Raw genomic sequence first — 17989 nt, 5'->3', positions numbered from 1 at the left:
TCATCGCTAGGCAGGAGGGCAAGAAATGTCAAATGCTTCGAAAGCGCAAAGATGGCGCAGCGAAATTATCCCCGTCCCTGCGGGATAACCTCATAACCGGGCTCTTCCGGTTCATCATCAACCATTTCCGGGGGGAAGCCGGGGGCGGTGATGCTGAGCCCGGTTGTGTCCTCCAGCCTGCGAATGATGTTGGGTGACAGTTCGCGTTCGCCGTAACGTGCGATCCCGTCTTCAAAGATCTTGATCATCAGTGGGTTCATTTCCACGGGCACGCCAGCGCGATCGGCAACCTCCTGGAAGAGGCCGATATCTTTTTTCACCAGATCCATGGTGAAAGAGATATCGCGCGACCCGTTCAGGATCACCTGACTTTCGGTTTCGTGTACGAACGAGGTGCCCGAGCTGATCTTGAACGCCTCATAGGTGGTGTTCAGATCCATGCCTGCGGCTTTCATGGTCACGAGGGCCTCGCAGCAGGTAATCAGGTTGGCTGTTGCCAAATAGTTGGTTGCGACTTTCAGGATCGAGGCGCTGCCCAGTTCGCCGGTGTGTAGAATGCGCCGGCCCATGGTTTTCAAGAATGGCAAAATCCGTTCAAAGGTCGCCCGATCACAGCCAGCAAAAATGGCGATATTGCCAGTGTCAGCGCGGTGACAACCGCCCGAAACCGGGCAATCCACGGCGGCTCCGCCCCGTTCGATGACCATGGCGCCCAGGCGCTTGACCTCTGCCTCATCGGTCGTGGACATTTCCATCCAGATTTTGCCGTCGCGCACTTCTGGCAGCATTTCCTGCATGACTGCATCTGATGCAGCGGGTGAGGGCAGGCAGGTGATGACCGCATCGCAATCGCGCATCAGCTGTGCAGGGCTTTCGGCAGCCTTGGCGCCGCGGGCGACGAAATTTGCAACCAGATCGGCATTCAGATCATGAACCGTCAGGTCGATCCCATTGCGCAAGAGCGATCCTGACAGTTTGCCCCCGACATTGCCGAGGCCGATAAATCCAACTTTCATTGACGTGTATTCTCCTGATAATCCGGCTGTGTGCCGGGTGTTTTGGTCAAGTTAGCAAACGGCGGCGTCATTCCACCGTGTGTCTTCGAAAATCCGGCCCTGATAGTGACCGGATAAAATGTCTTCTCGGGCCTGCGCCCAGTTTGCGGCCCATTGGCCTGCATCGCGCAGTTCAGATGCAGGATTGGCGCGGCTGCGGGCGACAAAACCCGGAAAGGCCGGGCGCCCGGTGGGCTGACCAGTGGGGTTGTAGCGCAGATCAACGCTCCAGCGCAGATCGTCTGACAAGTTGGGCAGGGCGCGGTGCACATTCATCTTGTGAAACAGCACCACGCCGCCCTTCCGGACGGGCAAGGCAACAGCGGCGCGATCCGCCATGATCTTGTGTGGCGCCTGTGGTTCTGATGCCAGGGCGAGGTTTGAGCAATGGACCTTTGGCCCCTCGCTATGGGAGGCGGGTACAGATGTCAGGCAGCCGTTTTCCTCTGTCGCCTCAGTGATCGCGACCCAAACCGTCAGAACCTGGGTGTCATCTGCCTCTGGCAACAAAGCAACGATATCCTGATGCCAGGTCGTGGCCCCGACATTGGAATGATCTTTCAAATCCCCGTGCACCTGCCGTTCCGGTGGCTTCATCCGCATCTGTTGCACCGGGTTTGAATAGATCTCTGGCCCGAGGATGGATTCCACCACATCCAGAATTTTGGGATGGCGCATCAGGTGAAACACCGCAGGCCCTGCATGCATATGAAAGGTGTCAGGATCGATCCCGTCGTTTAGCAAGGGCAGCGAGACGTTGAAGAATCGGTGCAGATCAGAATATTCGGCGATCAGACGAGAGTAGCGCTGACCAAATGGCGTACCCTTTAGCGGGTCGGCAATTTTCCCGTCGGCATAAAGCCGATCCGCCAGATCATCCAATAGGGCCGCGTATTCATCTTCGATCTCTTTCAGATCGGCAGGATCAATAAGCTCTGGAATGGCCAGAAAGCCAGTTTGGTTGAAGGTATTGATCTGGTCATCGCTCAGCGCGTGGGTTGTGGCATCTTTCATCAGTTCCTCCCGCTGTTCGGACTAAAAAACAGTTGGCCCCGTATTGGTGATATGCGGATGATCGGCTATTGCGAGCAAAAAGAAAAATAATATAATTTGGCCTTAATGACCAAAATTATTTGGGGATTCTGGGATGGTTCAACGGCTTCCCAATTTGATCTGGCTTCGTACGTTTGAGGCGGCTGCCCGGCATCTAAACTTCACCACGGCCGCGTCTGAGCTGGGGCTGACGCAAACCGCGGTCAGCCAGCATATCAAGGCGTTGGAAACCCGTTTGGGGGCAGCGCTTTTCATTCGCAAGCCGCGCAATCTACAAATGACCGATCTGGGGCGCGCCTATCTTTTGCCGGTGCGCACAGCGCTGGATGATCTGAACTATGCCACGCTGGGCCTGTTCGGCCCCGAAATGACCCGCGCCGTAACTGTGCGCGTGCCGGTTTCCACAACCATCCTGTGGCTTGCTGCGCAAATTTCAGACTTTCGCAGCCTCTACCCAAATATCCCTATTCGCCTGATTTCGATTAACTGGGGTGATTCCGAACCCACGCAGGATGTGGATGTGGATTTGCGCTTGGGCCATGGCAACTGGCCCGGCACCGCCGCAGAAAAGCTGTCAGATGAACATATCGTTCCGATTTGTTCGACTGAAATTGCCGATCAGATCCGAACGCCGCGTGATCTGTTAAACCATCCACTGATCCATATTTTGGGTTTCGATGACATGTGGGCGCTTTATTTCGCCGACCATGGTGTAGAGCTTGAGCCGCATCATTTCGGAATTTCAGTCGACATGAGCGCGGCAGCGTTTGAAATGGTCGAAAGCGGCGGCGGCGTGGCCACTGTGATCGCGCGTTATGCCGACGGGGCCATTGCCGCAGGTCGCAGGATCAAACGGGTGGGTCGGGCCCTGCCGTTTTCGCAATCGCATTACCTGGTGCGTCGGCCCACGCAGGCCGAAACGCGGCCAGAGGTTACGGTATTCACCGAATGGCTGCGCGAACGGTTTGCGGCTACCGATTATCGCGGCTGATATGTGCACCCAGCCCACCCATCAGCCCCTCAAAAATCGGGAAAGATGTGGCGATTGGTGATCCGTCGTCAACCGATACCGGGTTTTTCGCGGCCATGCCCAGCACCATGAATGACATGGCGATCCGGTGATCCAGGTGGCTGGCACAGGTGCCGCCACCAGGCACGCCGCCGGGGCCCATCCCATGGACGATCAGCGTGTCCTCGTCCTCTTCGATGGTGACACCGCACGCCTCCAGCCCCCGGGCCATGGCGTCGATCCGGTCGGATTCCTTGACCCGCAATTCCTTGACCCCGCGCATCACGGTGGTGCCATTTGCATAGGCCGCAACGACGGACAGGATCGGGTATTCATCAATCATGCTTGCAGCGCGCTCTGGCGGGACCTCGATCCCGTGCAGCGCTGCGTGGCGCACCCGAAGGTCTGCGACTGGCTCGCCGCCTTCTTCGCGCTGGTTTTCAAAGGTGATATCCGCGCCCATGTCGATCAGCGTGGTGTAGAGCCCATTGCGGGTTGGGTTCAGGCTGACACCGGGAACGGTGATCTCGGACCCCTCGACAATCGCCGCCGCACAAACGGGAAAGGCGGCAGAGCTGGGATCACGAGGCACGGCGATGGTCTGCGGGGTCAGCTCCGGCTGTCCGGTCAGGGTGATAACCAGGCCCTCATCGGTATTCTCTGTGATAATCTCGGCGCCAAATCCGGCCAGCATCCGTTCGGTGTGATCGCGGGTTGGTTCCTTTTCGATCACCACGGTTTGTCCGGGCGCATTCAACCCGGCCAACAACACCGCCGATTTCACCTGCGCCGATGGCATCGGTACGGTGTAGGTCACTGGAACCGGGGCCTCTGCCCCTACAATTGTCATTGGCAAGCGTCCGCCAGAGCGCCCCACCGACCGCGCCCCGAAAAGTGCGATCGGATCCGTCACGCGGCCCATGGGCCGTTTGTTCAGGCTGGCGTCGCCAGTGAACGTGACCGAGATCGGGCAGGTGGCCATGGCCCCCATGATCAGGCGCACGCCGGTGCCGGAATTGCCGCAATCGATGACGGTGTCAGGCTCGGCAAAGCCACCAACACCCACGCCATGCACCGACCATGCGCCCGGCCCATGCTGGGTAACCTCGGCACCAAAGGCACGCATCGCCTTGGCGGTGTCGAGTACGTCCTCGCCTTCCAGCAATCCGGTGATTTTGGTTTCCCCTATCGCCATCGCGCCCAGGATCAGGGACCGGTGGCTGATCGATTTGTCGCCCGGCACCTCTGCCTCGCCGGACAGGGGGCCGCATTTGCGGGAGGTCATGGGAATTGGGGTGCCGTGGCCGGACATATATCTATCCTTCGGTGGTCTCGGGAACGCTGTTAGCGCAAGACACGGGCCGCGTCCATCTCTTGTGGCCGGGTTTTTCACCCGTCCGTATCCTCGCGAAAAACCGCCTCTCCCATTCGCCAAAAATACCTCGGGTTGAGCGATCCGAAAGGATCGCGAGGGGCGGCGCCCCTAGACCTTGCGAAAGGTCAGGTAATGCGGCGTGCGGCCTTCGCGCAGGGCCTTTTCTTCGTAACGGGTGGAAATCCAATCACCCCAAGGTTGGCGCCAGTCTGCCGGGCCGTTGGCCAGCCATTCAAATCCGTGACGCGGGACTTCCTCCATGGTTTGGCGCACATAGTCCGGTATATCCGTCGCGACCCGGAAAATAGCGCCCGGTTTCAAGGCTTTATGCAAGGGCTCCAGATGTTCGGGCGTGACGAATCTGCGGCGGTGGTGGCGTTTCTTGGGCCAGGGATCGGGGTAGAGGAGGAAGGCCCTTGAAATCGATTCATCAGGCAGAACATCGAACATATCGCGCACGTCGCCTGGATGGATGCGAATGTTATCGACCTCGGCCTGCCGGATCTTGCCCAACAGCATGGCGACGCCGTTGATATAGGGCTCGCATCCAATAATCCCGATATCCGGGTTCTGGGCGGCCTGATGGACCATATGTTCCCCACCGCCAAAGCCGATCTCCAGCCACACCTCTTTGTTTTCAAAAAAAGTTTTCAGATCAATTGGATTGCGATCCGGGTTCGCATCCCAATCCACCGCCCCCGGGGACAGGGCGGCGAGATCCTGATCCAGATAGACCTGCTGGCTGTCGCGCAGGCCCTTGCCCTTGAACCGGCCATAGAAATTGCGCCACGGGGCGCCAGAGGGATGCTTACTGTCAGTCATGGCGCGCATTTATCGAAGGGGGGCGATCAGGGCAACCGGGAAGGGTAAAAATCACTGTCGGTATTACGTCGGTATTGCGACTGTATTGCAGGGGTGGATAGGTTAAGAGATTATGTGCTCTTGGTCGGCAAAACTATTTTAGGTGATCCGAACCGGAGACCAAATTGGCGATGTCAGGTCGTGCGCTGCAGACAGGTCAGTCACCCGTGAACCGCAATACTCGCACCGCTAGTCCCGCTGATCCGGCAGCAAGGGCCGTTGCGATCCACAAGGCAGCGGCGTAGCTTTGCGATTGGTCATAGAGATACCCGGCCAGCCATGGCGCGATCAGCCCAGCACTGCCCCAAGCGGTAAAGACGCGGCCATAGATCAGCGCGCCGGTCGCTCCGGGAAACCAGTTGCTGATTACCGCCGGATAGGCAGCGATGGTGCCGCCATAGGCAAACCCGATCAGACCAAGGGCTGGCAGGGTCAGTGGCGGCGCCAGTGCAAGTGCCACGAGCCCGACAACGGAGAGCAGGGGAAGCGTGGTCAGGATCGCCCGGTGTGAATGACGGTCCACCATGTGTCCGCTGGCCAGGCTTCCGAACAGATTGCAGATCGCCAAAACCGCCGGGGCGTGCCAGGGGGTGATCAGCGCGGCATTGGCGATGCCCGCCGCGTGGCCGATGGCCATCAACCCCGCAGCTACGCCCGCCCCATAGGCGACCCAGATTTTGGCGATTGATGCGGTGGATAAAAATTTCGATGTGCCGGTGGCTGAGGATTTGGCATACGCAACGCCAGCGCGCGCGATGATCCATCCAGCCACAAGTGTTGCCACCAGCAATGCGATTGCCAAAATGACCATGGCGGCAAGAAAACCGGAATGATCTAATGCGCGGGTGAATATGGCAGGGGCCACAGCAGCACCCGAGGCGTAGGCCGCAGTCACCACCCCCATGGCAGCCCCAGGGCGGGTGGGATTGGCATGGGCCGCATATTGCAGGGAAAACCCATATCCCAATCCGTTAGCCAGACCGAAACAGATGCTGTAGCCGAACCAAATACCGAACATTCCGTCGGCAAACCCTGCGATTACGGTCCCGGCTGCACCGAAGACCCCGGCCAGAACAAGAATTCGACCCGGCTGCATGGCCGCATAGAGCTTAGGCCCAAACAGGACCATCAGGGTTATGGATACAAGCGCAAAGGAATAGGTCAGGCTGATCGCTGCGCGGCTTTGCCCCAACGCCGTTTCTAGCGGGACAAGGAACACTGAAAACGCGTGGATGGAGCCAAGAACGGCGCAAACCAGCGCCGTGGCAATCAGGACACGGGTGCCAGAGGTTTCCGTCACACCGCTTGCTTCAACGCCTCTGCCAGATCCGTGCGCTCCCAACTGAAGCCGCCATCTGCCTCTGGTGCACGGCCGAAATGGCCGTAGGCGGCGGTGCGTTGATAGACGGGTCGGTTCAGGCTCAGATGTTCGCGGATGCCGCGGGGGGTCAGATCCATGCAGGTGGCGACGGCGGCCTCTATCGCGGCTTCGTGCACCTGTCCGGTGCCGTGGGTATCGACATAGATGGACAGCGGGTGCGCCACGCCGATGGCGTAGGACAATTGCAATGTGCAACGCTCTGCCAGCCCGGCAGCGACGATGTTTTTCGCCAGATAGCGCGCGGCATAGGCGGCTGACCGGTCGACCTTGCTGGGGTCTTTGCCGGAAAAGGCACCGCCGCCATGGGGGGCAGCCCCGCCATAGGTATCCACGATGATTTTGCGTCCGGTCAGGCCCGCGTCGCCATCGGGCCCACCGATGACGAATTTGCCGGTGGGGTTGACGTGCCATTCGGTTGCCGCGGACAGCCAGCCATCGGGCAGGGTTTCGCGGATGTAAGGTTCAACAATGGCGCGCACGTCATCGGATGTCAGGCTTTCATCCAGGTGCTGGGTCGACAGCACGATCGAACTGACGCCTACGGGTTTACCATTGGCGTAGTCCACCGACAGCTGCGATTTCGCATCCGGGCCCAGCGCCGGTTCCTGGCCGGATTTGCGTACCTCTGCCAGGCGGCGCAGGATGGCGTGGGAATACAGGATCGGGGCAGGCATCAATTCGGGGGTTTCATTCACCGCATAGCCAAACATGATGCCCTGATCGCCGGCACCCTCGTCCCGGTTGCCCTCGCTCGTTACGCCCTGGGCGATATGGGCGGATTGTTCGTGCAGATAGTTCAACACCTCAAGCGTTTGCCAGTGGAACTTGTCTTGCTCGTAACCAATGTCGCGGACGCAATCGCGGACGATGTCGTCGATCCGGCCCATGTAATCGTGCAGCTTGTCCTGATCGCTCAGGCCGACCTCCCCCCCGATAACCACGCGATTTGTTGTGGCAAAGGTTTCACAGGCGACGCGGGCGTTGGGCTCTTCTGTCAACAACGCATCAAGAACGGCATCGGAAATGCGGTCACAAACCTTGTCAGGGTGGCCCTCTGAGACCGATTCAGAGGTAAATGTGTAGTGCTGTCGCGCCATGGGGGTGCTCCATTAAGATTAACCCTGCCACGCCAGGAAGCCGTTGTGCCAGGTCTGCAGGCCCGGGTTACTTGCACGCGCGGGTTGCGTCAATCGCTAAATCGGGTCCGCAATGCGGCCATTCCCCCCATGCAGAGGATCAGCAACACCCAAATTGGCGCATCATTGGTGCGACTGTAAAGCGTCGGGGGCAGGGCCGGGGGCAGCATTGCGTCGATATGTCCGGCCTGTCCCATCGGCAGGCTGGCCCGAATGCGGCCGATGGGATCAATCACGGCGGATATGCCGGTATTGGCAGCACGGATCAGGGGCAGCCCCTGTTCGACCGCGCGAAACTGTGCCTGCGCCAGATGCTGTTGCGGCCCGGCAAATTCGCCGAACCAGGCGTCATTGGTGATCTGCAGGAGCCAATTGGGGCGTGCGGGTGTGGCGGCCACATCCTGTGGAAAGATCGCCTCGTAACAGATCAGGGGCAGGGCCCGGCCCAAAGCACCGGGTAAGGTCAGCAGCTGTGGCCCGGGACCCGAGGCATAGCCAAACCCCTCTTGCGCGGCAAAGGCCGATATACCCAGACGCGCGGCCAGGTTGCCAAAGGGGATATATTCGCCAAAAGGCACCAGATGATGTTTGTCATAGGTCTGATCCACGGTGCCGTCTTCGCCGATCAGGACCAGACTGTTGTGATATCCTGCGCTCCCCCAACGTTGGATCCCCGCGATGATCGGGGTGCCTTGGGCGGCATTTGCCATTTCTGCCAGTCGAAACTCGGCATTGCGCAGGACGGCAGGGATAGAGGTTTCGGGCCAGATGATCAGATCGGGTGCGCCGGGGGCGGCAGTGGCCTGCAGCGCGCGACCAAAAAAGACGGGCATCCAGTCGGGATCCCATTTCTGGAGCTGGGGCGCGTTGGGTTGGACGACACGGATCACGGGCCCGGGTTCGGCACCCATGGTAACTTCGCCGGGACGAGTGATCAGTGTCAGGCCCGTAATTAGGGCAACGATTGCCCCGGCAGCGACGATAGAGCGGGGGCGCGGTAGGGCCGTGACCCCGTAAACACCACTGGTCAGCAGCAGCGTCAGCGCGCCCAGCCCGTGCGGGCCGATCAGGCTGGCAATCTGCATTGGCGCGGTATCCGTCCAAACATAGGCGATCAAACCCCAGGGAAAGCCTGTCAGGATGGTGCTGCGCAGCAGCTCGGCGAAGGTCAGTGTCACGACCAGCGCCAGTGCCGACCAGCGTGCCCCGCCCAACCAGCGTGCCAGACCGAAACCCAACGCCCAAAACAACGCGAGCCCCCCAGAAATCGCCATCAGGGCAAAGGGCGCCATCCAGCCGTGGCGTGCGGCATCGACCATGAAGGGTTCGACAATCCAATGCAGTGTCAGGCCGAAATAGCCAACGCCAGCTGCCCAGCCGATCAATGCGGCGCGTCGGATTGATTGGGCGGTGTCCAAAAGCGTAGCCAGCGCGACCAATGCGATCACGGTCAGCCACCACAGTGAAAACGGGGCCTGACCAAATGCACAAAGGACCCCCAACATCAACGCAAAAAGTATCTGCGCCCGAACGCCAAGCGCGGTCAGATAGGCCCGGGCCTGACCCATCTGCTAGGCGCCCAGATACACCCGCAGGCGTTTGATCCGGCGGGCATCGGCATCGACAACCTCGAAATCAGCGCCCGAAGGGTGTCGGATCATTTCGCCACGGGCGGGGACCCGTCCGACCAGAACAAAGACCAGACCGCCCAAGGTGTCGATCTCGTCATCATCCAGATCCTCTGACAGGTTCAGGCCGGTTTCTTCCTCGAAATCCTCCAGCGGGGTTTTGGCTTCTGCCAGATAGCTGCCGGTCTTTTCCAGTGTCCAATACTGACCCTCGTCCAGATCGTGTTCGTCCTCGATCTCTCCGATCACGGTTTCGATCAGATCTTCGAGCGTCACCAGGCCCTCTACCCCGCCATATTCATCAATGACGAGGGCCATATGGATGCGTTCGCTCTGCATTTTTTGCAGCAGAACGCCGACCTGCATTGATGGGGGGGCGTAGAGCAGAGGGCGAATCATATCGGCCACAGAAAACCCGCCATTGCCGTTTCCGTTGAACCCGTGTTTCAGGGCAAAATCCTTTAGGTGGATCAGCCCGATCGGGTCATCGAGTGTTCCCGTATAGACCGGCAGCCGCGTCAGGCCGCTGTCGCGGAAAACCCGCACCAGTTCATCGCGGTCGATGTCATCGGCAACCGAGACGATTTCAACATTCGGCACGGCCACGTCGCCCACGCGCATACGGCGCAGGTTCAGAATGCCATGGGCCTGAATTTTCCGGGGGGAGGGGGCGGTGTCCGCCTCTTCATCAGAGCTGCCAGTATCATTTGAAGTCAGGGCACCAAAAATCCGGCTGAAAAATCCCTGTTCAAAACTGTCGTCGTCTTCCTGCGCGCGTTGCGCTGCGCCAGACGATCCGTCGGTTGTGTCGCCCATTGGTCCTTTCCAAATCAAATAAATCGGCAGGGCTACCGCCGATCATCCTCCATATGGGTCCGAAATGCCCAGTTTGCCAAGTATTTTTACCTCTAACCCCTCCATTAAGGCGGCATCTGTGTCCTCTATGTGATCATAACCCAGTAAATGCAGGGTGCCGTGGACGATCAGATGGGTCACGTGATCGGCCATGGGCTTGCCGGCTTCCTTGGCCTCACGGGCGCAGGTTTCATAGGCAATGGCAATATCACCGAGTTCTACGGGCAGACCGGTTGAGTCTGGCTCTGGCAGGGGCGGGGTTTGTCCCGGCGTTTCCGCTGCGCGTTCCTCTGACGGCCACGACAGCACATTTGTGGGCTGCGGTTTGCCCCGGAAATCGGCGTTTAGTTCAGCAATCCGCGCGTCATAACAGCCCATCAGGCACAGTTCGAACACCTCGGGGTTTAGGCCCAATTCGGCCAAAGCCGCCTGCGCTGCCCGATCCGCAAGGGTGTCGAGGTCAAGATCGTCCCAGCGGGGGTCTTCGATGAGTGTGTCAACTGTCATGGCGCGGGTTTAGCAGGGGGGCGCCACAAGGGAAAGAAGGAGACTGCCCGGGCTGCCCCGCCCATCGGGGTGGAAGTGCCCGGCCCAGCTACCTCTCCGCCTGCGCCTTTTCGCTGTCTGCGTCATAGGCCTCGATAATCTTCGCCACCAGCGGATGCCGGACGACATCTTTGGACGTGAAATAGTTGAACGAGATATTGTCGATATGGGCCAGCAGGCGTTCAGCGTCGCGCAGGCCGGATTGGACGCCACGGGGCAGGTCGACCTGGGTTCGGTCGCCGGTGATCACCATCCGCGATCCCTCGCCCAGACGGGTCAGGAACATTTTCATCTGCATGGTTGTGGCGTTTTGGGCCTCATCCAGCACCACAAAGGCATTGGCCAGCGTGCGCCCGCGCATGAAGGCCAAGGGCGCGATCTCGATCCGTTTTTCTTCGATCAGTTTTGCGACCTGCTTACCGGGCAGAAAATCGCTGAGCGCGTCATACAAGGGCTGCATATAGGGATCGACCTTGTCCTTCATATCCCCGGGCAGGAACCCCAAACGTTCGCCCGCCTCCACCGCTGGGCGCGACAGGATGATCTTGTCCACGTGGCCCTCGATAAACATGCTGACGCCGACGGCCACGGCCAGATAGGTCTTGCCGGTGCCTGCGGGGCCGATGCCAAAGGCCAGTTCGTGGTTCATCAGGGACCGCACATAGGCTTTCTGCGCCTCTGTTCGGGGTTCGACGGTTTTCTTGCGGGTGCGGACCTCGACCCGGCCGCCCTGGAACATTTCCAGCTGATCGCCGGCGCGGGTGCCGGTGTCAGTTGCGGATGCGCCCATGCGAATTTCGCCGTCAATATCGCCGGCCTCTATCTGACGGCCCGATTCCAGACGGGTGTAGAGCGCCTGTAACACATCGGCGGCCTTATCCCGCGCGCCATCCTCGCCAATCACGGCGAGCTGATTGCCGCGCCGGATGATCTGCACGCCAAGGGTCGATTCGATATGGGCGAGGTTCTTGTCGAACTCCCCACAGAGGTCGATCAGAAGGCGGTTGTCAGGAAATTCAAGATGCGTTTCCGGCAATTCATCCGGTTGCAATACGGGGGTCGATGCGTTGTTACCCAAAAATGACTCCAACAATCAGGTGTAGGGTGATGGTGCCAAGGGAATGGGCCGGGCGCAAGCAGACTTTGTGGGATGAGCGGATTTTGTGACTAGATGGGGTGGGGAAGGGCTGGATTTGCTCGGTGTGCTTTTAAGTGTTGGCTAGAATTATATGAATGAATTCGGTGCAAGCGGAGAGGGCATAATGTGATTGTCCGTTTGGCACACTATGCTCTTTCTATACAATTCACTGTTCATGGCGCTACGATTGGACAAGTGAAAAAGAATGACCCAAGATAATATTTTGGAGGCTAGATTGAAAAAGAAGTTTTTAAATTTGGGGGTAGTAGTTGCGATTTCGCTTTGTGTTACCTCTGCAGGAGTAGCAACTGCCGGGCCATCTGAGGGCAAGCGCATCTCATATCAGCGTGAATTTTTCGAAGGTAATGTTTCGACTTGGCAAGGACGTGTGCGCGGCGATGAAATTGTACTTTCAAACGACACCCGGACAATCTTTCCGGGATGTCTTTCTCACTGCAATCGCACCACTCACCCGATAGAAGAAGCTAAGTACAATCGCATGTTTCCACTTCGTTCTGGAAACCAGGTGACGTTCAATCGTCGGCGGGCTGATGGCTCTGCCCATTGGCGTCACAGAATGACGGTGCGTGGAAAAGCTCGGATGAACACGCAGTTTGGTGAATTGGAGGTGATCGTGATCTATTCCAAAGTGGATGGGATCAACGGGCACAAGTATGATGGTGAAAGTGTAAGTTTCTGGTCTCCTGACTTGGGATTGACTGTGTATGAAGAGGTAACATCAGAACGAGGGGTGGAGATACGATCTGTGCTCACCCGGCTCCGATAAAAAAACGGGGATGGCAATTTGTTAGATTTTTGTAGAGGTTAGACATGAATTCAAAACTGTCAAAGATATCCTGTATTGCTATTGCCATATTGTACCTTCAATCCAGTGCGGCCTTGTCAGAAACAGTCGGTAAACGCTTCGATCAAATGCCCATCGGCCTTCAAGCGCAGTACCGCGCAAACGACGGGTCATCGTTCATCTACGTGTACCGTGGCTCAAGAGGGACTGAACATGTGTGGGAACGCTGGAATGTTGTCGACGGAAAGGCAGAAAAGGCTTGGACCGAATTTCATAACAGCCAAGGCCTTCTGACACGGCGAAACTACCTAGACAACACGCCAACGAGGCATTTTGATCCATACCGCTGTGAGCGAGTGATTGGTTCTTGCGAATTCGATGTAATCAACGAGGGGCAAGGGCAGCGGATGATTACAACTGAATTGACGCGCAGAGGGAATATCTTCACATATCTCAGCACTTCAGAGGGGTGGTGGGTCAAGTATCGGTTGACCAAATATAACATCAAAGAGTGGGTGGATACATCCCGTGGATTTTCCTATCGTCTGGTGGCACTCAGAGAGTAACCAATTGCGAATTCTTTAGCCTCGGAATCATGTGAATCTAAGGCAATCGTCAACGCATGTTTGCGGAGTTTCGATATGTTAAAATTTAAGGGAAAGCTGCTTTTAACTATATTGTTGGCGATCGGGTCTGCCAGCACTGCCACGGCATGTGCAGGAGATATTCGAGGTTTTTGGGAGAAACGCCCCGCAGGAAGCTCAGATACTTTTCAAACTATAGAAGAGTTTAGAATCGATAGTGGTTCTGGGATGCTTTCGATTTGCGGTCGAAACCATGAATTTGATAGTGCTTATGAAATTTCTAGCGGCGAGATGCGGTTTGGCTATAGGCAACGTTTGCGGATTTTAACTCTGGCGGCTTCTGGTGAATATATCTCACCACAGTGGACGGCAGAACATAAGGGCGTACTATCTGATTATCGGATTCGCGCGTTGAAATAGTAAAACAAACACTCTCATTGATGTGCAATGAGTTCTAAGTAGTCACCAGCCGCTAAGCCCCTAAACCAAAACCCCCATCAGCGAATTCGCCAGGCTCTCGGTCACCCGCACCTGCCGGATATCCCCCACGGCCACGTCGGCATCTGAAACATGCACGGCGTGCAGGTAGCCGGATTTGCCGGACATCTGGCCCGGATCACGGCCGGGTTTTTCAAACAGCACGGGCAGTTCTCGACCGACCATTTCGTCCTGAATCTCGCGCTGTTGCTGGGTGATCAGGGCTTGCAGGCGGTAGAGCCGATCTGACGCCTCTGCCTCATCGACCAGTGGGCGTTCTGCCGCCGGGGTGCCGGGGCGGGTGGAGTATTTGAAGCTGAAGGCCTGACCATAGCGGACCTCGCGGATCAGGTTCATCGTGTCCTGAAAGTCCTCTTCTGTTTCTTCCGGGAAGCCGACGATGAAATCGCCAGAGATCAGGATATCGGGCCGTGCCGCGCGGATGCGTTCGATAATGCGGATGTAGCTTTCTGCCGTGTGGCTGCGGTTCATCCGTTTCAGGATCTTGTCCGACCCGGATTGCACCGGCAGGTGCAGGTAGGGCATCAGTTTTTCGCATTCGCCATGGGCGGCGATCAGATCATCGCTCATGTCATTGGGGTGAGAGGTGGTGAAGCGGATGCGCGCAAGCCCGTCAATCTCATTCAGCCCCCAGATCAGGCGGGCCAGTGACCAGTCGCCATCCGGCCCGGCACCGTGATAGGCGTTGACGTTCTGACCCAACAGAGTGATTTCGCGCACGCCACGTTCGACCAGATCGCGGGCCTCGGTCAGGATACGATCGACAGGGCGGGATACCTCTGCCCCCCGAGTATAGGGCACGACGCAGAAGGCGCAGAATTTATCGCAACCTTCCTGCACCGTCAGAAATGCCGTTGGGCCGCGCTTGGCCTTTGGCCGCGATTTCAGGTGGTCGAATTTGTCTTCCTCAGGGAAATCGGTATCGAGCGCCTTTTCACCCAATTTCACCTTGGCCATCAGATCGGGCAGGCGATGATAAGTTTGCGGGCCGACGACCAGATCGACCATCGGCTGGCGGCGCATGATCTCCTCGCCCTCTGCCTGTGCCACGCAGCCTGCAACGCCGATCTTCAAGTCGGGATTGTCGGATTTCAGCCCTTTATACCGGCCCAGTTCGGAATAGATCTTCTCTGCCGCCTTTTCGCGGATGTGGCAGGTATTGAGCAGGATCATATCCGCGTCATCGGGGGTTTCCGTCTGCACGTAACCCTCACCGCCCAACGCCTCTGCCATCCGTTCAGAATCGTAGACGTTCATCTGACAGCCATATGTCTTGATATAAAGCTTTTTGGGGTCGGTCATGGCGCGCGGTTCCGGTTGATCAGTTCAAGGCGGCGTCCTACAGGGTTTGAGCCCGATCTGCAACGCTTGCAATGGGTCGGGATTTAGCCGAGTTTGCGGGAAATGGCTTGAGGGGCGGGCAGTGTACGACAGTCTGGATCAGTTTTTGGCAAAGGGTGTGGCCACCTTGCCCGAGGGGCCGGTGGCGATGATCTTTGTCGAGGACCGGGTCGAGGTCGACAGTACCATTCGCCATCATTGCGATCTGGGATTTGACGCGGTGCTGGTGTTGGCGCCAAAGGGGTTCCGTTTTGATCCTGACTGGCCACAGCAGGTGATCCCGATCCACTACGATGTCTTTGCTGACAATGCTGTCGTGGACGCGGTGAACCGAATTGGTGCCATGGTGGGCGGGCAGTGGTGTTTCTACTGCTATAACGCCGAATACCTGTTCTATCCGTTTATGGAGAGCCGGACAGTGGGAGAGTTGCTGGCTTTTCATACGGAGGAACGGCGCGAGGCGATGCTGACTTATATTGTTGACCTCTATGCCAGCGATCTGACCGATCACCCCAATGCCGTGTCGCGCGACACCGCACATCTGGATCGGGCGGGGTATTATGCGCTGGCGCGCCCGGACCCGGATAGGCACAACCACCCCAAGGATCGGCAGCTGGATTTCTTTGGCGGGCTGCGCTGGCGGTTTGAGGAACATGTGCCTCAGGCCAAGCGCCGGATCGACCGGGTGGCGCTGTTCCGGGCCAAGCCGGATTTGACGTTGTTACCTGATCACCGGTTTTCGGATGAGGAATACAATACCTATGCCTGCCCATGGCATCACAATCTGACCGCCACGATCTGTTCCTTTCGCGCCGCCAAGGCGCTTAGGTCCAACCCCGAGTCGCGGTTTGAGATCGATACATTCAGATGGCACAATTCGGTGCCCTTTGAATGGCATTCCCGGCAATTGCTGGATTTAGGTCTGATGGAGCCGGGTCAGTGGTTTTGAGCCGCGCTGTTTCCTGGCGGAGCGCCTGCGGCGCATTTCCCTGATCTCGTCGTTGCCCTGCCGGGCGCCTCCTCTGGTGGCCTCCGGCGGGAGTATTTTTGCCAAAAGGAATTGTGGGAAAGTCCCATGGGCCGGCAGTGGTGGAAAATGGCAGGGGCAGCAGGGTTCGAACCCGCGACCTACGGTTTTGGAGACCGTCGCTCTACCAGCTGAGCTATACCCCTAAGGCCGGGTGTCCGATTACGCCACCTGCGAGGCGAATTCAAGTGCGGTTTTGCGATTGGGGTGCGGATTTTGCGCGCCCGATTGCCCGGTGTGTGGGCGGGTTTGTTACATTCAAGGTTTTATCTTCACAGGGGCGTGACGACACAAATTCGTGTTGGGGGCGTAACGGGCTCTTACTACGGGAAAAATCCGACAATTCTCACGCCTGAATGAGGCTGATGTAACAACCGCGGGGAAGTTTTAGTAAAGCTAAATCAATGAGATAACCAACGATCGTGTGAACGACGCGACGGGTAGGGTGCGATTTGCTCACGTCAAGGGCAAATCCATGTGAAAACGGGTGTGCAAATTTGTGAATTTAAACCCGAACAGATCGTCCCCAATTGGTTTGGTGTCAGCAAGACAGCGCCACTCTCCCTGGCGCAAACGCAACAAACGCAAACGCGAACCGAAAGGACAAACATTATGAAACGCTTTATCGCACTGACCGCAATTTCCCTGGCAGCCTTGACAGGTGCCGCATCGGCCATGACACAAGACACAGCCGTGAACACAGCCAAGATCGAACGTGTCGCCCCCGGTGTTGACGTGCACAGCCTGAGCGATGGCCAAATCAACACGCTGCTGAACATCATCCACGGCGATGACAATGGCGTGAAAGGCCGCGTCGCTGCCTATCTGGATGCCGGCGTTAATGTTGGTGGTGAATACACCGGCACCGTCAACGACGAAAAATAAGGCAACAAGGGGGACACGTCCCCCTGCCATTTCCTCAATCTCTCTCTGAAAGGATAAATATTATGAAACGCTTTATCGCATTGACCGCAATTTCCCTGGCAGCTTTCTCTGGCGCTGCTTCTGCCATGACCCTGGACAACAGTGTTAACACCACCAAGATCGAACGTGTCGCCCCCGGTGTTGACGTGCACAGCCTGAGCGATGGCCAGATCAGCACCTTGTTGAGCATCATCCATGGTGATGACAATGGCGTGAAAGGCCGCGTCGCTGCCTATCTGGATGCCGGCGTTAATGTTGGTGGTGAATACACCGGCACCGTCAACGACGAAAAATAACGCAGAAGGGATCAGGGGGCCTCGGCCCCCTTTTTCATGCCGGACAGGTGAGACATGAAGAAAGCTATTGCCACAAGTTCTGCTCTGTTGATTGCCATCGGCAGTATTGCTGCGGCTTCACCCGTGGATACGCCATCCAGCACCAAACGCATTCAAAGATACGTTTCTGACTCTGTTGACGTTTCTCAACTGTCTGTTCAGCAGAAACTGGTCATCTTGCAATTGATCAGCAGCAGCGATGGTGAAGGGGAAGCGCGTCAGCGTGTCAGGGCCTATCTAATCCCGGACAGTTACAAACACTGAACGCAAAAAAGGCCGCTCAATCGAGCGGCCTTTCTTTTGAGTATCGGTAAGAATTACTCGTGGATTTTGGAGACGACGCCGGAACCGACGGTGCGTCCGCCTTCGCGGATGGCGAAGCGCAGTTTTTCTTCCATGGCGATCGGGGCGATCAGTTCGACGTCGAACTTCAGGTTG

The 17989-nt window shown here is 57.6% G+C and carries 19 protein-coding genes, 1 tRNA gene, 1 pseudogene and 1 riboswitch; of the genes and pseudogenes, 8 read left to right on the top strand and 13 right to left on the bottom strand.

Annotated elements, in window-relative coordinates; translation table 11 throughout:
- Nucleotides 1-65 precede the first annotated feature (65 nt).
- Together AC2D8P_RS12610 and AC2D8P_RS12605 are read right to left on the bottom strand one after the other, a co-directional pair.
- Nucleotides 66-1025 (bottom strand): annotated as a pseudogene (locus tag AC2D8P_RS12610) (NAD(P)-dependent oxidoreductase); the annotation flags it as partial.
- Between the two features lie 42 nt (nt 1026-1067).
- A complete protein-coding gene (locus tag AC2D8P_RS12605) occupies nt 1068-2069 on the bottom strand; it encodes a phytanoyl-CoA dioxygenase family protein (RefSeq protein ID WP_484703129.1) in 1002 nt (333 codons plus the stop codon).
- 133 nt (nt 2070-2202) lie between these two features.
- On the opposite strand from AC2D8P_RS12605, the gene AC2D8P_RS12600 reads away from it, so the two are divergent.
- Nucleotides 2203-3099 carry a LysR substrate-binding domain-containing protein gene (locus AC2D8P_RS12600; protein WP_484703127.1) on the top strand — a complete coding sequence of 299 codons (897 nt, stop codon included), beginning with the start codon at nt 2203-2205 and terminating at the stop codon, nt 3097-3099.
- Here AC2D8P_RS12600 and aroA read toward each other — a convergent pair.
- The 8 genes from aroA to AC2D8P_RS12560 form a co-directional block, all read right to left on the bottom strand.
- On the bottom strand, nt 3080-4429 hold the full coding sequence (gene aroA, locus AC2D8P_RS12595) for a 3-phosphoshikimate 1-carboxyvinyltransferase (protein ID WP_484703126.1): 1350 nt from the start codon (nt 4427-4429) through the stop codon (nt 3080-3082). The two genes, AC2D8P_RS12600 and aroA, sit on opposite strands and share 20 nt — an antisense overlap.
- Before the next feature lie 171 nt (nt 4430-4600).
- A complete protein-coding gene (gene trmB, locus AC2D8P_RS12590; protein ID WP_484703125.1) occupies nt 4601-5314 on the bottom strand; it encodes a tRNA (guanosine(46)-N7)-methyltransferase TrmB in 714 nt (237 codons plus the stop codon).
- A 196-nt stretch (nt 5315-5510) separates the two neighbouring features.
- The gene (locus AC2D8P_RS12585; RefSeq protein ID WP_484703124.1) at nt 5511-6653 is read right to left on the bottom strand and encodes an MFS transporter; all 1143 of its coding nucleotides are present in this window, start codon (nt 6651-6653) and stop codon (nt 5511-5513) included.
- Nucleotides 6650-7831: a methionine adenosyltransferase gene (gene metK / locus AC2D8P_RS12580; protein WP_484703123.1), complete on the bottom strand. Its 1182-nt coding sequence runs from the start codon at nt 7829-7831 to the stop codon at nt 6650-6652. Before metK ends, AC2D8P_RS12585 begins: the two co-directional genes overlap by 4 nt.
- 5 nt (nt 7832-7836) lie before the next feature.
- Nucleotides 7837-7886: riboswitch (SAM-SAH riboswitch) on the bottom strand.
- A 34-nt stretch (nt 7887-7920) separates the two neighbouring features.
- Nucleotides 7921-9438 (bottom strand): apolipoprotein N-acyltransferase, encoded by a 1518-nt coding sequence (lnt, locus tag AC2D8P_RS12575; protein ID WP_484703121.1) that lies wholly within the window; start codon nt 9436-9438, stop codon nt 7921-7923.
- 3 nt (nt 9439-9441) lie between these two features.
- Nucleotides 9442-10314 (bottom strand): hemolysin family protein, encoded by an 873-nt coding sequence (locus AC2D8P_RS12570; protein WP_484703119.1) that lies wholly within the window; start codon nt 10312-10314, stop codon nt 9442-9444.
- 42 nt (nt 10315-10356) lie between these two features.
- On the bottom strand, nt 10357-10860 hold the full coding sequence (gene ybeY / locus AC2D8P_RS12565) for an rRNA maturation RNase YbeY (RefSeq protein ID WP_484703118.1): 504 nt from the start codon (nt 10858-10860) through the stop codon (nt 10357-10359).
- Between the two features lie 88 nt (nt 10861-10948).
- Nucleotides 10949-11977, bottom strand: a complete 1029-nt coding sequence (locus tag AC2D8P_RS12560; protein WP_484703117.1) for a PhoH family protein — start codon at nt 11975-11977, stop codon at nt 10949-10951.
- Between the two features lie 265 nt (nt 11978-12242).
- Here AC2D8P_RS12560 and AC2D8P_RS12555 point away from each other — a divergent pair, with 265 nt between their 5' ends.
- The 3 genes from AC2D8P_RS12555 (at nt 12243) to AC2D8P_RS12545 (ending at nt 13846) form a co-directional block, all read left to right on the top strand.
- Nucleotides 12243-12824 (top strand): hypothetical protein, encoded by a 582-nt coding sequence (locus AC2D8P_RS12555; RefSeq protein WP_484703116.1) that lies wholly within the window; start codon nt 12243-12245, stop codon nt 12822-12824.
- A gap of 44 nt (nt 12825-12868) precedes the next feature.
- Nucleotides 12869-13408 (top strand): hypothetical protein, encoded by a 540-nt coding sequence (locus tag AC2D8P_RS12550; RefSeq protein WP_484703115.1) that lies wholly within the window; start codon nt 12869-12871, stop codon nt 13406-13408.
- Between the two features lie 75 nt (nt 13409-13483).
- Entirely contained in the window at nt 13484-13846 is a 363-nt protein-coding gene (locus AC2D8P_RS12545) for a hypothetical protein (RefSeq protein WP_484703114.1), read from the top strand.
- 60 nt (nt 13847-13906) lie between these two features.
- Here the strand turns inward: AC2D8P_RS12545 and miaB are convergent, their stop codons facing one another.
- Nucleotides 13907-15226 carry a tRNA (N6-isopentenyl adenosine(37)-C2)-methylthiotransferase MiaB gene (gene miaB, locus AC2D8P_RS12540; RefSeq protein ID WP_484703113.1) on the bottom strand — a complete coding sequence of 440 codons (1320 nt, stop codon included), beginning with the start codon at nt 15224-15226 and terminating at the stop codon, nt 13907-13909.
- Nucleotides 15227-15347: 121 nt separating this feature from the next.
- Between miaB and AC2D8P_RS12535 the strand changes: the two genes are divergently transcribed.
- Entirely contained in the window at nt 15348-16214 is an 867-nt protein-coding gene (locus AC2D8P_RS12535) for a hypothetical protein (protein ID WP_484703111.1), read from the top strand.
- Between the two features lie 148 nt (nt 16215-16362).
- Here the strand turns inward: AC2D8P_RS12535 and AC2D8P_RS12530 are convergent.
- Nucleotides 16363-16438, bottom strand: a tRNA-Trp gene (locus tag AC2D8P_RS12530).
- A gap of 466 nt (nt 16439-16904) precedes the next feature.
- Here AC2D8P_RS12530 and AC2D8P_RS12525 point away from each other — a divergent pair.
- The 3 genes from AC2D8P_RS12525 (at nt 16905) to AC2D8P_RS12515 (ending at nt 17815) form a co-directional block, all read left to right on the top strand.
- Nucleotides 16905-17177 carry a hypothetical protein gene (locus tag AC2D8P_RS12525; protein ID WP_484703110.1) on the top strand — a complete coding sequence of 91 codons (273 nt, stop codon included), beginning with the start codon at nt 16905-16907 and terminating at the stop codon, nt 17175-17177.
- Between the two features lie 62 nt (nt 17178-17239).
- Complete coding sequence (locus AC2D8P_RS12520; protein WP_484703108.1) at nt 17240-17512, top strand: hypothetical protein; 273 nt, start codon at nt 17240-17242, stop codon at nt 17510-17512.
- 54 nt (nt 17513-17566) lie between these two features.
- On the top strand, nt 17567-17815 hold the full coding sequence (locus AC2D8P_RS12515; protein ID WP_484703107.1) for a hypothetical protein: 249 nt from the start codon (nt 17567-17569) through the stop codon (nt 17813-17815).
- 53 nt (nt 17816-17868) lie between these two features.
- Here AC2D8P_RS12515 and AC2D8P_RS12510 read toward each other — a convergent pair.
- On the bottom strand, nt 17869-17989 hold a 121-nt coding region (locus AC2D8P_RS12510; protein WP_484703008.1), incomplete at its 5' end, for an EF-Tu C-terminal domain-related protein.

This window comes from Roseovarius sp. YIN77, assembly GCF_057219155.1.
Note: the sequence above shows the minus strand (reverse complement) of the source record. Positions and strands in the feature narration are given on the sequence as shown.